At 64.5% G+C, this 14892-nt stretch carries 15 protein-coding genes; 6 read left to right on the forward strand and 9 right to left on the reverse strand.

The annotated features are described in order from the left end of the window. Positions 1-857: 857 nt before the first annotated feature. The 5 genes from VFH65_RS09455 to VFH65_RS09475 all read left to right on the forward strand — a co-directional run bounded on the left by VFH65_RS09455 (position 858) and on the right by VFH65_RS09475 (position 5777). On the forward strand, positions 858-1406 hold the full coding sequence (locus VFH65_RS09455) for a TetR/AcrR family transcriptional regulator (protein WP_353320947.1): 549 nt from the start codon (positions 858-860) through the stop codon (positions 1404-1406). Between the two features lie 11 nt (positions 1407-1417). Next, positions 1418-2428 (forward strand): zinc-dependent alcohol dehydrogenase, encoded by a 1011-nt coding sequence (locus VFH65_RS09460; protein ID WP_353320926.1) that lies wholly within the window; start codon positions 1418-1420, stop codon positions 2426-2428. A gap of 13 nt (positions 2429-2441) precedes the next feature. Then, on the forward strand, positions 2442-3755 hold the full coding sequence (locus VFH65_RS09465) for an acyl-CoA dehydrogenase family protein (RefSeq protein WP_353320927.1): 1314 nt from the start codon (positions 2442-2444) through the stop codon (positions 3753-3755). A gap of 62 nt (positions 3756-3817) precedes the next feature. Next, a complete protein-coding gene (locus VFH65_RS09470) occupies positions 3818-4810 on the forward strand; it encodes a phosphotransferase family protein (RefSeq protein WP_353320949.1) in 993 nt (330 codons plus the stop codon). Position 4811: 1 nt separating this feature from the next. Further along, the gene (locus VFH65_RS09475; RefSeq protein ID WP_353320928.1) at positions 4812-5777 is read left to right on the forward strand and encodes an NADPH:quinone oxidoreductase family protein; all 966 of its coding nucleotides are present in this window, start codon (positions 4812-4814) and stop codon (positions 5775-5777) included. A 68-nt stretch (positions 5778-5845) separates the two neighbouring features. Here the strand turns inward: VFH65_RS09475 and VFH65_RS09480 are convergent, their stop codons facing one another. From VFH65_RS09480 to VFH65_RS09490, 3 genes are all read right to left on the reverse strand, one after another. Further along, positions 5846-6349 (reverse strand): hypothetical protein, encoded by a 504-nt coding sequence (locus tag VFH65_RS09480; protein WP_353320929.1) that lies wholly within the window; start codon positions 6347-6349, stop codon positions 5846-5848. After that, positions 6346-6963: a TetR/AcrR family transcriptional regulator gene (locus VFH65_RS09485; RefSeq protein WP_353320930.1), complete on the reverse strand. Its 618-nt coding sequence runs from the start codon at positions 6961-6963 to the stop codon at positions 6346-6348. Before VFH65_RS09485 ends, VFH65_RS09480 begins: the two co-directional genes overlap by 4 nt. A gap of 315 nt (positions 6964-7278) precedes the next feature. After that, complete coding sequence (locus tag VFH65_RS09490) at positions 7279-7878, reverse strand: TetR/AcrR family transcriptional regulator (RefSeq protein WP_353320932.1); 600 nt, start codon at positions 7876-7878, stop codon at positions 7279-7281. 217 nt (positions 7879-8095) lie between these two features. On the opposite strand from VFH65_RS09490, the gene VFH65_RS09495 reads away from it, so the two are divergent. Then, on the forward strand, positions 8096-8668 hold the full coding sequence (locus VFH65_RS09495; RefSeq protein ID WP_353320934.1) for a hypothetical protein: 573 nt from the start codon (positions 8096-8098) through the stop codon (positions 8666-8668). A 92-nt stretch (positions 8669-8760) separates the two neighbouring features. Here VFH65_RS09495 and VFH65_RS09500 read toward each other — a convergent pair whose 3' ends face one another. The 6 genes from VFH65_RS09500 to VFH65_RS09525 all read right to left on the reverse strand — a co-directional run. Beyond that, positions 8761-9909 (reverse strand): acyl-CoA dehydrogenase family protein, encoded by a 1149-nt coding sequence (locus tag VFH65_RS09500; RefSeq protein ID WP_353320936.1) that lies wholly within the window; start codon positions 9907-9909, stop codon positions 8761-8763. A gap of 8 nt (positions 9910-9917) precedes the next feature. Then, the gene (locus VFH65_RS09505; protein WP_353320938.1) at positions 9918-11063 is read right to left on the reverse strand and encodes a thiolase family protein; all 1146 of its coding nucleotides are present in this window, start codon (positions 11061-11063) and stop codon (positions 9918-9920) included. Between the two features lie 4 nt (positions 11064-11067). Beyond that, positions 11068-11868: an enoyl-CoA hydratase/isomerase family protein gene (locus tag VFH65_RS09510; protein ID WP_353320939.1), complete on the reverse strand. Its 801-nt coding sequence runs from the start codon at positions 11866-11868 to the stop codon at positions 11068-11070. Beyond that, complete coding sequence (locus VFH65_RS09515) at positions 11868-13082, reverse strand: CaiB/BaiF CoA transferase family protein (RefSeq protein ID WP_353320941.1); 1215 nt, start codon at positions 13080-13082, stop codon at positions 11868-11870. Before VFH65_RS09515 ends, VFH65_RS09510 begins: the two co-directional genes overlap by 1 nt. Continuing rightward, a complete protein-coding gene (locus VFH65_RS09520; protein ID WP_353320943.1) occupies positions 13082-13840 on the reverse strand; it encodes an SDR family NAD(P)-dependent oxidoreductase in 759 nt (252 codons plus the stop codon). Before VFH65_RS09520 ends, VFH65_RS09515 begins: the two co-directional genes overlap by 1 nt. Further along, the coding region (locus VFH65_RS09525; RefSeq protein ID WP_353320945.1) for an acyl-CoA dehydrogenase family protein at positions 13840-14892 on the reverse strand (1053 nt) is incomplete at its 5' end. The genes VFH65_RS09525 and VFH65_RS09520, both read right to left, overlap by 1 nt.

Consider the following 14892-nt stretch of genomic DNA (forward strand, 5'->3'; position numbering starts at 1 on the left):
GGTCCGCAACGTGGGCAAGCCTGCACACATCCAGGACCGCGAAAACGACTGGCGCAGTGACGCCCCGTGGACCTCGATGATCGGAGTCACGGGACCCGCACCGTTCCAATCGCATTCGGCATCCACCACCGTGGCAACGGCGGGTAAGTTGCTGTAGAAGGCGAGTTAACCGCTCCCAGCGCCACGCGCCGTGCACCAACACAACGGTTGTCATGCGGCGCTGGACCGTCAGCGAGCGAGGCAAACACCGCTCCCCGGCGCCCTCCGGAACAACTCGCACCTGTCGAGCACGCACCGCTACCATTCAGAGGTAGCGAGTTATCTTGCGCTACAGCGCATTTCATAATCGAACCCTGGCCAGTCCTCAACTATCCCCAGCGGCTGGTCAGCTAGAGCTGACAGTCGAGAGAGGAACGGTGAGTCTGTCGTGAGCTGTCCGCTTGGCCCACTCGTGGCCGGGCAGCTCATCCTCGGTGCACACCACAGAAGTACAGCCCACTGCTGGGAATTGGGTTAACGAAGTCGGCAGGGAGTATGCACCAAAGGCCGCGTCTTCGAACCCCCGCAGCGATAGCCGCCGACGTCCCAGTTTTTCAGCCCAATTGGACAAACGCTGGACAGAAAAACTGGGACATGGACACGCAACCTGGGATCACACACGTCCGCCTGCCATGCAGTGAGGAATCCATCCTTAGATAGTTAGACAAGCGTCAACTATATGCAAGGGGCAACACCGCTGCTACAGTGCGATCGTGCCTGGGATTGACGCTTCAATCGTTGCTGACGGTAGTCAGCGTCGTGTGTCATACCAGCGCGCGCGGTCACATGAGACCAAGCGCAGCCTGGTACAGGCCGCGATGGCGTTGTGGCGCACGAACGGCTACGCCAAGACGACGGTGGCCGACATCTGCCGAGCGGCCGGGGTATCTCGGGCGCTGTTCTACTTCTATTTCCCGGCCAAGGAGGACATCCTCTTCGAGGTCGGCCTGATCTCAACGCGGGCCGCGCAGAGAGCCGTGCGGGCGCGGTTGAAAGGCGATTACGAGGTGGAGTCGGTGATCGCCGACGCACTGCGCAGCCTCGAACGGTCGATGGCACGCAACCCCCGCGAGTTGATCGTCGAAACGATCCTGGAGGGCTACCGACAGGAGCACCGCATCCTCGCCGGCGAGCGGTCATACGACTCGGACGCCGACATGTTCGGCGACCTATTCGCCAAGGCGCAGCAGGACGGCAAGCTGGCGGCTCACATCGATCTCCCCCACCTGTCCCGCCTGGCTCAGATGCACGTGAGCGAAGGCGTACGGCACTGGGCCGGAGGCGGTTTCGGCGACCACTCGTTCGCCGAGGTTGTCACGCGCGACATCGCTGCGCTGATTGCCGGCTTCAACCAACTTCCCGCGTAAGGAGCATGCACATGAAGGTGTCGGTGGTGATGGCACCCGGTGAGACGCGGGTGATCGACGCGCCAAAGCCGGCCGTCGGGCCCGCGGATGTACTCGTCAAAATCCGTGCGTGCGGAATCTGCGGTACAGACACACTTTTCATCTCGATGGGCGGTATGCCCGGCCATGAGGGCGGCATGCCGCTGGGCCACGAGCCGGCGGGAGAGGTCGTCGAGGTCGGCGGCGACATCACCGACATCGCGGTCGGCGACCACGTCGTGATCAACCCGATGGCGGCACCCAGCGGCATCATCGGCAACGGCGCTGCAAGTGGCGCGCTGTCCGAATTCCTCTTGATCGAGAACGCGGTGCGAGGTACCAGCCTCGAGGTGGTGCCCGACCACATCCCGTTCGCGGTGGCCGCCCTCAACGAACCGATGGCCGTCGCCCGCCATGGTGTCAACCGTTGCCAACCGAAGCCGTCCGACAAGGTCGTGATCTTCGGCGCGGGCCCGATCGGGCTGGGCGCCACCATCGCGTTCAAATCGCTTGGCGTGAGCCACGTCGTGGTCGCCGACCTGATCCCGGCGCGTCTCGACAAGGCCCTCAAAGTCGGTGCCGACGCGGTGATCAATTCTGCCGAAGAAGACGTTGCGAAGCGGCTCCTCGAGCTACATGGAGAAGGCGAGTCGATGTTCGGCGGAAAGGTCGGCACCGACATTTACTTCGACGCCGCCGGAGCACCCGCGGTGATCGAGACCACGTTGGTGGCTGCCAAGTCAGGCGCGCGACTCGGAGTCGTCGCGGTGCATAAACAGCCGGTGTCGGTCGATTTTCTCAACTTGATGAGCAACGAGATCACGATCTGCGGCTCGATGGGCTACCCGAACGAAATCTTCGAAGTCACCAAAGACCTGATCGCCAACTGGGAAAAATATGCGGTGATCGTGAGCCACACGATCCCGTTCGACGACGTCGACAAAGCCCTGAAGACCGCCTCCACTCCCGGCGCAGCCGACAAGGTCGTCGTCACATTTAACTGATAGGAGCCCCCCAATGTCGTGGGATTTCGAAACCGATCCCGAGTACCAGAAGGTGCTTGATTGGGCCGACGAGTTCGTCCGCGAGGAGGTCGAGCCACTCGACCTGGCATTCCCGCATCAACAGTTCGTCCCGCTTGACGGCAAGCGGCGCGAAGCGATCGACCCGCTGAAGAAAGAGGTCCGACGGCAGGGCCTGTGGGCAACGCATCTGGGACCCGATCTCGGCGGACAGGGTTACGGCCAGCTCAAGCTGGCGCTGCTCAACGAAATCCTTGGCCGGTCGCAGTGGGCGCCGATCGTGTTCGGATGCCAGGCGCCCGATACCGGCAACGCTGAGATCATCGCGCATTACGGCACCGAAGACCAGAAGCAGAAGTATCTTCGGCCGCTACTCGACGGTGAGCTGTTCTCCTGCTATTCGATGACCGAACCGCACGCCGGCGCGGATCCCACCTTGTTCAAGACCACGGCGGTGCGCGACGGCGACGACTGGGTGATCAACGGCTGGAAGTTCTTCTCCTCCAACGCCGCAACCGCATCTTTCCTGATCGTCATGGTCGTGACCAACCCCGAGGTGAGCGCCTACCAGGGCATGTCGATGTTCCTGGTGCCGACGAACACTCCAGGCGTCAAGATCGTCCGCAATGTCGGTCTGTACGGCGAGCGGGACAACGAGGGCAGCCACGCGCTGATCCACTACGACAACGTGCGGGTGCCCGCCGAGGCACTGCTCGGCGGCGAAGGGCAGGCGTTCGTCATCGCCCAGACACGCCTGGGCGGCGGCCGGATTCATCACGCCATGCGCACCATCGGGCTGTCGCGCAAGGCATTGGACATGATGTGCGAACGCGCGCTGAGCCGCGAAACTCAGGGCAGCCGCCTGTCGGACAAGCAGTTCGTGCAGGGCTACATCGCCGACTCTTATGCCCAGTTGCTCCAGTTCCGCCTGATGGTGCTCTACGCAGCGTGGGAGATCGACAAGTACAACGACTACAAGAAGGTCCGCAAGGACATCGCCGCGGTGAAAGTCGTGATGCCCACGGTGCTGCACGACATCGCTTGGCGGGCAATGCAAGTGCACGGTGCACTCGGCGTCACCAACGAGATGCCGTTCCTGGGGATGGTGACCGGTGCCGCGGTGATGGGATTGGCCGACGGTCCGACCGAGGTGCACAAGACCACCGTGGCGCGCCAGGTGCTACGGGACTACCAGCCCACCGAAGGTACATGGCCCACCGAATGGATTCCCGGGAAGCGCGAAGCGGCCAAGGCGAAGTACGCCAGATTTCTGGAGACCGCCATAGAGAATGAAGTGGGGAATCTGTGAGCGAGATTGCCACCGCGCGGGCGGAGGCCCCGCGGATAGATACCGCGCGGCTTGCCGATTGGATGGACGCCGCCGCGCTGCCCGGTAAGGGCGAGTCGCTGGAAGCCAGGTTCCTGTCCGGCGGGACGCAGAATGTCATCTATGAGCTTCGCCGCGGCGAAGAACGCTGCGTCATCCGGATGCCACCGCCAGGAGCCCCGCCAGACCGCGACAAGGGCATCCTGCGGGAGTGGCGGATCATCGAGGCGCTCGACGGCACCGAGGTCCCCCACACCGCCGCGGTCGGCGTGTGCTCGGATCCCTCGGTTCTCGGGCGTCCGTTCTATTTGATGGGCTTCGTCGACGGCTGGTCGCCGATGGAGCTGAATCAACGGCAGTGGCCTGAACCGTTCCACAGTGACCTCACCGCGCGCGCAGGCTTGTCGTATCAATTGGCGGAGGGCATCGCGCTGCTATCCAAGGTCGACTGGCGGCAAAGAGGTCTGCACGATCTCGGGCGGCCGGATGGCTTCCACGAGCGCCAAGTCGACCGCTGGACAGGCTTTTTCGAGCGCATCAAAGGTCGCGAGCTCGACGGCCTCGAGGTGGCGACGGAGTGGCTGCGTGCGCACCGACCGCTGGATTTCATCCCCGGCCTGATGCACGGCGACTACCAATTCGCCAACGTCATGTACCGCCACGGCGCGCCTGCGCAGCTGGCGGCGATCGTCGACTGGGAGATGGGCACAGTCGGCGACCCCAAACTTGATCTGGCGTGGATGGTGCAGAGCTGGCCAGACGACACAACCGCGCCCGAAGCCAGCGAGTTGGGGTACGTGGATATGCGCGGAATGCCTTCCCGCGCAGAGGTGGTCGACCATTACGCAAAGGTGTCGGGCCGCCAGGTCGACGACCTGGACTATTACCTCGTCCTGGCGAAATGGAAGCTGGCCATCGTGCTGGAGCAGGGCTTCCAGCGCGCGGGTGACGACGAGAAGCTGTTGGCGTTCGGTCCGATCGTGCCGGAACTGATGCGCTCTGCCGCCGACCTCGCCGAGTCCACCGACTATCGCTGACATGCGCGCCGCGGTTTGCCCGACCTACGGGCCGCCGGAAGTGGTCCGTATCGAGGAACATCCGTCACCGGCGGTGGCGGCGGGGCAGGTCCGAGTCCGGGTCGGCGCGGCGGCGGTGAACTTCCCCGACGTGCTGCTTATCGCCAACAAGTACCAGATCAGCGTGCCGCCCCCGTTCATACCGGGCAGTGAATTCGCCGGCGAGATCATCGAGACAGCAAAGGGCGCAGAGGGTTTCGCCGTCGGTGACCGGGTTACGGGCGCCGGGATGTACGGCGCGTTCGCACAGGAGGTTGCGGTGCCGGCTGCGGGACTTGCGCGTATCCCCGACGGAGTGAACGAGCGGACAGCGGCGGCGTTCGGTGTGGCGTATCGCACCGCTTATCACACCCTGCGCTCGATGGCCCGGGTCCAGCCTGGCGACGAGTTGATCGTGCTCGGCGCCGGCGGCGGTGTGGGCTTGGCTGCCGTTCAACTCGGTGCGGTGCTGGGCGCTTCAGTCACGGCTACAGCTTCGTCTGCCGAAAAGCTCGAGGTGGCAACTGGTTACGGTGCGCGCCGGGTCGTCAACCACCGTTCGACTGACCTGCGCGGTGCACTACGGGAGGCGTTGCCCGACGGGGCTGACGCGGTCATCGACCCGGTAGGGGGCGAGCTGTCGGAACCGGCATTGCGTTCACTGCGGCGAGGCGGACGGTTCGTCACAGTCGGGTTTGCCTCCGGCGTCATTCCGCGCATCCCGCTCAACCTGGTGCTCGTGAAGGGCATCCACCTGCTCGGCTTCCAGTTCCAGGACGTCCCAGCCGACGAATTTTCCCGCAATGAGGAAGAACTTCGCGATCACCTCGTGAGCGGCCGGGTCCTTCCGCATATTGGCGCGGTGTACCCGCTCGCCGAAACCGTCGAGGCGCTAAAACGTGTCGCCGACGGACGCGCGATCGGCAAGATCCTGATCGACCTGACTTAGCGCGCCGACACTGCGTTCCAGCAGGCCTTCACTCGAACTTTCGCTGCTGGAATACAGTTTCGCCGAAACTAACTCGCGGGGATCAGGTCCGCGGCGACCGAGGCCATCATTCCGCAGCGAAATGTCTCGGTACTTCCGACCGCGGTGGCCCCGGGATCGTTGGCCGCCGCGAGCGCCTTGGCCTTGAATGCCCTTGCGGCCGCACTCAAGTGGTGCTGCACGGAATCGACGGTGTGGTCCAGCTCCGTCGGTAGACGCTCGCCCCATAGCGTGACTTCGGTGGCGCCCTGGTCGAGCGCGTTGCGGACGTGCTGCAGTACCCGCGAATCGCGATCGAAGAGATCCACGGCGACGGCAACCGTCTGCGGATGAGGCCGGTCCTCCCACGCACCCAGCACCGAGTCCAGATCGAGGACCTCGGCTCCGAGGATCTCCAAGGGCCGGACATCGTCGGGCTCTCCGATCAATGCGGTGACATCCCATCCGGCCATCACCCTGTCGTACACCCAGCCGCCAGCGAACTGCACCGCGTCAAGGACGGTAGGTGCAACGACGTCGAGCCGGTACCTCATGTCGCGCTCCGGGGCGCCAATTCCCGGCCCAACGACTCCGCGTACCCCTTGAATACCTCCGCCAGCTGGAGTGAAGGATCGAGCAACCATAGGGTCTCCATTCCGTTGATAAAGGCGAGTATCTCCACGGCCTTGTCGGCCGCTTCGAAATCTGTGCGGTACAGGCCGTCCCGCTGACCCCGCTCGATGATGCTCGTGATGATGTCGATTGCGTCGCGATACCGCTTGTGCAGGCGGTCGTGCAGTGGAGCATCAGGGGCGATGTTCTCCACGAGCAGCACCGTGAACGTGCCGATCAGCTCGGGTGCCCGGTAGAACCGCTCGGGCACCCGGCTCAGCTCGGTGATCAGGTCACCTGAGCGGTAATCGGCGTGGGCGTCGTCGTCGGCATCGCGGGCATCGAGCACCGCGTTGAGCAGCTGCTCCTTGGATTCGAAGTGATGCAGGAGTCCGGCCGGGGTCACACCGGCCTCCTTGGCGATCTGTGCCAGCGACGTGCTGCGCCACCCGTTGCGCGCCAGCAGCCGCTCGGCCACAGCCAGGATCCGCTGCCTGCGGTCCTCACCCTTGGCGAGAAGCGCGGCATAGGGCCTCGGAGACTCCACCGCGGACACTGAACTCCTTCGTTCAACCAACCTAGTGAACACACAGTAGGTAGGTTGGGCCGCTGTGACAAGGGTCTCAGTGAACTATTTTCTTGACACGTGTCTCACCGCAGGTCAGACGGCGATTCGCGGCGCGGCCAACCGTCACCGAACGTGGGCGATGCCTCACCGCGTCGGTCACACCGCCGCTCGAGGCAGAGGTTCTTATTGATCGATCGATCAGTTCGCTCGATGTTAGGCGCCCGCGCTGTCGGCACCAGAGTCGCCAGCGCAAGGCGGTCGACGGGGTGGAGCCCTGCTGGCCGTAGACGCGACTCGGCGGGATTAGCCGCGCGGGATGACGGAGGGCTTACTCAACTCATCGATCTGCCGTTCGACGAAGCGGCGCATCTCGTCGTGTCCAAGGGTGACGCCCACCGCATGCTCGTTGCAAAGGCAACGTGCGATTTGTGCGATCAGCATCGAGATCACGATCGGCGGATGGGTGTTCAAGTCGACGCCGTGAGCTCGCAGCACGAGGGTGACCGCGGCGGTTTCCATATCGCGCACGCGCTCGGCGTATGCCTTGAGTTCCGATCCAATTGCCTTGCGATGGTTGGCCAGTGCCATGAATTCGGTGTTGAGGACGGTCCGACGAGGGTCGCTGTTAAGGGCCCATAGCGCGCGCAGCGGGTCGTCATCGGTGAGCGCGGCGCGCATCTGATCCAGGGCGACGTCCGCGCCCTCGCGCAGCACCGCAAGAAACAAGTCGTCCATCGTCGGGAAGTAATAGTGGACCAGCGGCTGTCTGACACCGGCCCTTGCGGCCACTCGGCGTGACGTGGCAGCGGCATACCCCTCGTCGTGCATGATCTGGGCGGTTGTTTCCAGCAGCCGGCGTCGGGTTCCGCCGTCGTCGACCTTCGCCTTCCGTGGCGCTGCCATTCAGATTCCCAGCCGGGAGGGGGTTGACCGCATATTTCGGACCGTGGTAGACATGCGCCACCTTATCATTTGATCGATCGATCAGGATGAGTCCCACCGCCATCGGAACGCCATCGGCGAAGACGACCTCAACCGCGAGAACGGCATCCCGCTCTTCGTTCAGGACGACCCCACCACCCCCAGGGTGGACGAAGGTGACGGCTGGATTTCCCGAAGCATGCCCAGCTGGAATGCCGATGGCACCGCGGTCCCCTTCTGGGAGTCCGGTAACGGCGACGAGCACGGAATCGCGCCGACGGAATCACAAATCGTCATCGCCAACCTGAAATACACGACCAGCGTGGGGCCGGTCGGAGACACGACGACAGTGTTCAACCCGTCGGCGTTTCCGGACCTGGAAACCTACGTCGCCAAGACGACACCGCTGCCGCCGACCGGAACCTACAACGGCGTGGGCGGTGGCACCGCGGTGGTCAGCGAGGTCATCAACCCGACGACGTTCCAAACGACCCGCACTGTGCAGTACACCAATTACGTCAATGAGGACGGATTGATCCTCAACGGCACCGAATCGGCGATCTACGGACCGTCCCAACTCAGCGTGGCGTACCTCGCCGACGTCGATGTCACCGACGCCACCGGAGCCAACAGGGGCGCGTTGGACGCCAACGCTGTGGTCACCTTGCTGCCCACCCAGTCGGTGACGGGGTTCATCACGTCGACTCTCGATGGTGATACGCAGACCATCCCGGATCTGGCGAAAGCAGAGGCCGTGAAGACCGGCGCGTAACGGGATCGGGCAGGCCGGCGAGGCCGCGCTGAGAGTAGGGAATATGACGGATCTGATGCAAAACCCGTCATATTCCCTACTTTCGCGATGACCTACAAGCCCAGCGACTTGGCGATGATCACCTTCATCACTTCGCTGGTTCCGGCGTAGATGCGAGCCACCCGTGCGTCGGTGTACAGCCGGGCGATCGGATACTCCATCATGTAGCCGTATCCGCCGAACAGTTGCAGGCAGCGGTCGATCACGCGCTGCTGCATCTCCGTGCAGAACAACTTGACACGGGCGGCGTCGGCCGCCGACAGTTCACCCTCGATGTGCAGGGCGACCGCGCGGTCCAGCATCGCCTGGCCCGCCTCCACCTCCGTCGAGCACGCCGCGAGCTCGAACTTGGTGTTCTGAAACGACGCGACGGGCGTGCCAAATGCCTTGCGGTCCTTGGTGTAATCGATCGCCGCGGCGATCGCCGAACGCGCCTGCGAGACCGATCCGACGGCCACCGTCAAGCGCTCCTGCGGCAGGTTGTGGCCAAGGTAGCCAAAGGCCTCGCCCTCCTCCCCCAACAGGTTGGCGGCGGGCACCCGCACGTCGACGAACGACAGCTCGGCGGTGTCCTGCACCTTGCAGCCCATCTTCTCCAGCTCGCGGCCGCGGGTGAATCCGGCCATGCCGTCCTCAACGACGAAGAGGCTCAGCCCCTTTCGCCGGTTGTCGGGGTCGGTGGATGTGCGGGCGACGACGATGACCAGGTCGGCCTGCATACCACCGGTGATGAATGTCTTGGCGCCGTTGATCACCCAGTCGTCGCCGTCGCGCACGGCGGTGGTCCGCATGCCGGCCAAGTCGGAGCCAGTGCCTGGCTCGGTCATGGCGACGGCCGTGAGCAGTGTGCCCGCGGCCAGACCGGGGAACCAGCGCTCGCGTTGTTCGGCGTTCGCGTAGTGCAGGAAGTAGGGCAGGATGACCTCGAGCTGTGTGCGCACCGTCGACAGCGTGACCAGCGCGCGGGCAGCCTCTTCCTGCATCACGACGTTGTAGCGGTAATCGGACATCCCGGCGCCGCCGTACTCCTCGGGGATGGCCATGCCGAGCATGCCGAGCTCGCCCATCTGCTTGAACACTTCGCGGGGCATGCGGCCGCCTTTCTCCCATTCGGGATAGTGCGGCACAACTTCTTTCTCGACGAAGTTGCGGGCGAGCTCGCGGAACGCCTCGTGGTCTTCGGTGAACAGATCGCGACGCATGACGCTCCTTATGAGATGAGTTCGACCAAGGTGGCGTTGGCCGTACCGCCGCCCTCGCACATTGTCTGCAGGCCGTAGCGAATCCCGTTGTCGCGCATGTGATTGACCATGCGAGTCATCAGAACCGCGCCTGAGGCGCCCAGTGGATGGCCCAGCGCGATCGCCCCGCCGAGTGGATTGAGCTTCGCCTCGTCGGCGCCGGTTTCGGCGAGCCACGCCAGCGGCACCGGCGCGAACGCCTCGTTGACCTCGAAGACGCCGACCTCGTCCAACCGCACACCGGCCTTGTGCAACACCTTCTCGGTCGCCGGGATCGGGCCGGTCAGCATCAACACCGGATCGGCGCCGGTGACCGCACCGGCACGGTACCGCGCGATCGGCGTCAGGCCCAGCGTGATGGCGCGCTCGGCGGTCATCACCAGCAAGGCCGCCGCGCCGTCTGAAATCTGCGACGAGTTGCCCGCGTGGATGACGCCGTCCTCCTTGAACGCCGGCTTCAGGCCGGCGAGCTTCTCGACGGTGGTCCCCCGCCTGATCCCCTCGTCGGCCACCACCGGCTCGCCGTCGGTGAAGACCGGCATCATCTGCGTCTCGAACGCGCCGCTGTCCTGCGCGACTGCCGCGAGTTCGTGTGAGCGCGCCGAATACTCGTCGAGGCGGGTTCGCGAGAAGCCCCACTTCTGAGCGATCATCTCGGCCGAGATCCCTTGGTTGAACGAGAAATCGCCATACCGGGCAAGGACTTTCGGGCCGTACGGCTGGCCGGTGGCCCTGGCCGCACCCAACGGCACCCTGCTCATCACCTCGACGCCGCCGGCCACCACGACGTCCTGCTGCCCCGACATCACACCTTGGACGGCGAAGTCCAGCGCCTGCTGGCTCGACCCGCAGGCGCGGTTGATCGTCGTTCCCGGAATGTGCTCGGGCCAGCCCGCGGCAAGAACCGAGTAGCGCCCGATATTGCTTGACTGATCCCCCACCTGCGACACGCAGCCCCACACCACGTCGTCGACGATCTCGGGGTCGATGCCGGCCCGTTCGGCCAGCGCGTTGAGGACTATGGCGGACAGATCCGCCGCGTGCATGTCCGACAGTCCGCCGTTGCGCTTGCCGACGGGGGTGCGCACCGCCTCGACGATCACCGTTTCGCGCATCTTGTTACTCCGATCTGGGAACAGCCCATCGACCTGTGAATGCGGGTTCGCGCTTCTCGGCGAACGCCGCGTACGCCTCCGTTGAGTCTGCAGTGGCGAAATTGCCGGGCTGCGCTCGGGCTTCGTTGGCCAGCGCTTCGCGCAGTGTCGCGTTCGCGCCGTCGTTGAGCAGCGTCTTGCTCTGAGCCAGCGCGACGGATGGGCCATCGCCGAGCCGGCCCGCCAGCTCGGCGACGAAACCGTCTATCTCGTCGGCCGGTTTGACCCAGGTGACCAAGCCGAGCGAATGCGCCTCACCGGCATCGATCATGTCGGCGAGCAGCACTAGCCGCTTGGCCTGTTGAAGGCCGACCAATTTGGGTAACAGCCACGAGCCGCCGAGGTCCACCGACAGGCCGCGCTTCGAAAAGATTTGGCAGAACCGCGATTCGGGCGTCGCCACCACGAAATCGCAGCCAAGAGCGAGGTTCCAGCCTGCGCCGACCGCCACCCCTGCCACCTTCGCGATAGTGGGGACTGTCAGCTCATGCAATGCAAGCGCGACCTCGGTGAGCCTGCGCAGCTTGTCCTTCGGGTGGATGTCCTCCGGCGTCGAGATGTCCGCGCCGGAGCAGAACGCCCCACCCGCGCCGGTGACCACCAAAGCCCGTAACCCAGTGTCGCGCGCGGCGGCGCGCAGCGCGTCGGCCAGCTCGACCCAGAGTTGCGCATTGAGCGCGTTCTTGCGATCGGGCCGGTTGAGGGTGAGCGTCCGAACGCCGCCGATGTCCTCCGACAGCAGCACGGGTTCGTGGTCGGCAGACATCAGGAGTAGGCCGGCCCAATCACGCCACGGTCGCGCAGCACGGCGATCTCCTCTGCGCCGATCCCGAGTTCGGTGAGCACGGAGTCGGTGTGCTGCCCTAGTCCGGGAACCGCACCCATCGGTGGTTCGTAACCGGCGATCACCGGCGGCGGGAGCAGCGCCTGGATCGGGCCTGCGGACGTCTCGACCTCACGCCAGCGGTTGCGCGCTGTCAGCTGCGGATGCGCGACGACCTCGCTGGGCACGTTGTACCGCGAGTTGCCGATCCCTGCGGCGTCGGCGATCTTCTGCACATGCGCGAGGTCATGTTGGGCACACCAAGCGCCGATCACCTCGTCGAGGTCCGCACGGTTGGCCACTCGGTCCGCGTTGGTGCTGAAGCGCTCATCCTCGGCTAAGTCGTTGCGCTGCAATATCTCTCGTGCCAGGCGCTGCCATTCGCGGTCGTTCGTCGTGCCAAGTACCACCGTTTGCCCGTCGGCCGTCCGGTATGACCCGTAAGGAGCGACCGCGGGTGAGCTCATTCCCAGCGGCTGCTGGTCTATACCCGAATGCTGGGTGTAGGTGAGCTGATAGCCCATCACGTCCATCATCGTGTCGAACAGGCTGACCGCAACGCTGTTGCCGCCGGTGCTCCGACCTGTGTCGCGCGAATACAGCAGCGCCATGATCGACAACGCCGAATACAACCCGGAGGAAACATCGGCGACCGGCGGCCCCGGCTTGGCGGGTGCGCCGGCTTCACCGGTGACCGCACACGTTCCGGACTCGGCTTGGATCAGCAGGTCATAGGCACGCTTGTGCGACAGCGGACCCCCCGGGCCGTACCCGTCGATCTCCACCGCGACCACGTTCGGGTGGCGATCCGCCATGTCGGCGGGGGTGATGCCAAGCCGTCCCGTGGATCCCGGCGCCAGGTTCGACACCAGCACGTCTGCCCTGTCCAGCAGCCGGTGCAGGATATCCAGTCCTTCAGTGGTTTTCAGATCGACAGTCACCGACTCTTTGTTGCGGTTACACCAGACGAAGTGCGCCGCAAGGCCGTTCACGACGTCGTCATAGTGCCGCGCGAAGTCACCGCCTTTGGGGTGCTCCACCTTGATCACCCTGGCGCCGAAATCGGACAGCACACGGGTGCACATCGGGGCCGACACCGCCTGTTCCAACGTCACAACCGTGATGCCGGACAGGGGTGCCTGCGACGAGTGCGTCATCACATCACCATGCCGCCGTCCACCGGCAACACCTGCCCGGTGATGTAGGAAGCCGCATTAGACGCCATGAACACAAACGCACCGGCGATCTCCGAAGGCTCCGCCCAGCGCTTCATCGGGATGCGGTTCATCATGTTCGCCGCGAATTTCTCGTTGGTGCGGATGGTTTCGGTCATCGGCGTCGCCGCCAGCGGGGCAAGCGCGTTGACCATGATGTTCTTGCTGGCCAGCTCACGTGCCAAAGATTTGGTGAAGCCGATGATGCCGGCCTTCGCGGCCGAGTAGTTGACCTGGCCGAGGGTGCCGGTGAGTCCCGCCGCAGAGGTCACGTTGACGATGCGCCCGGTGCCGTCGGTCGGAATGTATGGCAGCGCCGCCTGCGTGACATTGAACGCGCCAAGCACATGGATGTCGAACAGCAGTCGCATCGAGTCCTGCGTGAGCTTGTCGAACATCCCCGGCTTCGTCACGCCCGCGTTGTTGATGACGATGTGCAGCGCGCCGTCGGCAAGCGCTGCAGCCTGCGCCGCCGCTGCGTCGGCGGACTCACGATCAGACACATCGAGAGCGGTGGACTCGGCCCTGCCGCCGTTGGCCGAAATGCGTTCGGCGACAGCAGCGGCGGCGTCCTTGTCCAGGTCGGTGACGAGCACAGCCGCGCCCGCATCGGCCAGCGCCTCAGCGACGGCGGAACCGATTCCGCCCGCGGCTCCGGTCACCAGCGCCGAGCGGCCTGTGAGGTCAAAGTAGTTGGCCATCAGTAGCTCCTCGGCAGGCCTAGGACGTGCTCCCCAAGGAAGTTCAGGATCATCTCCTGGCTCACGGGTGCGATCTTCATCAGACGCGACTCACGGAAGTACCGCGACACGTGGTACTCCTCGGAATAGCCCATGCCTCCGTGCAACTGCAGTGCCCGGTCAGCGGCACCGAAACCGGCGTCGGCGCACAGGTACTTTGCCGTATTCGCTTCGCGCCCACACGGTTTGCCGTTGTCGTACAGCCAGGTCGCCTTCCGCAGCACCAACTCGGCAGCGTCAAGACGGGCCAGCGAATCAGCAAGCGGAAACTGAAGCCCCTGGTTCATGCCGATGGGCCGGTTGAAGACCACTCGTTCGTTGCCGTATTTGACCGCCTTCTCCAAGGCGACGCGCCCGATGCCCAGCGCCTCGGCGGCGATCAGCATCCGTTCGGGATTGAGCCCGTCGAGGATGTACTTGAATCCCTTGCCCTCCTCGCCGACCCGGTCCTCGATCGGCACGATCAGATCGTCGATGAACACCTCGTTGGAGGACACGGCGTTGCGGCCCATCTTCTTGATCGGACGGATGTCGACGTGGTCGGGATTCAGATCGGTCAGGAACAACGTCATACCGTCGGTCTTCTTGGTGACCTCGTCATACGGCGTGGTGCGGGTGAGCAGCAGGATCTTCTCCGACTCGAGCGCCTTGGAGATCCATACCTTGCGGCCGTTGATGCGGTACGTGTCACCCTCGCGTTTGGCGAAGGTGGTGATACGCGAAGTATCCAATCCCGCGCCTGGCTCGGTGACGCCGAAGCAGACATGCAAGTCGCCGTTGACGATCCGAGGCAGCGTCGCGGCCTTGAGTTCTTCGGAGCCGTGTTTGACCACCGGCTGCATGCCGAAGATCGACAGGTGGATCGCGCTGGCGCCGTTCATCGCTGCCCCAGAGCGCGAGATCTCCTCGAGCAGCAGCGTCGCCTCGGTGATGCCGAGGCCGTGGCCGCCGTACTCCTCCGGGATGGTCATGCCGAGCCAGCCGCCCTTGGCGATGGCGTCGTAGAACTCCTG

Source organism: Mycobacterium sp., assembly GCF_035697385.1.
Classification (GTDB): Bacteria; Actinomycetota; Actinomycetes; order Mycobacteriales; family Mycobacteriaceae; genus Mycobacterium.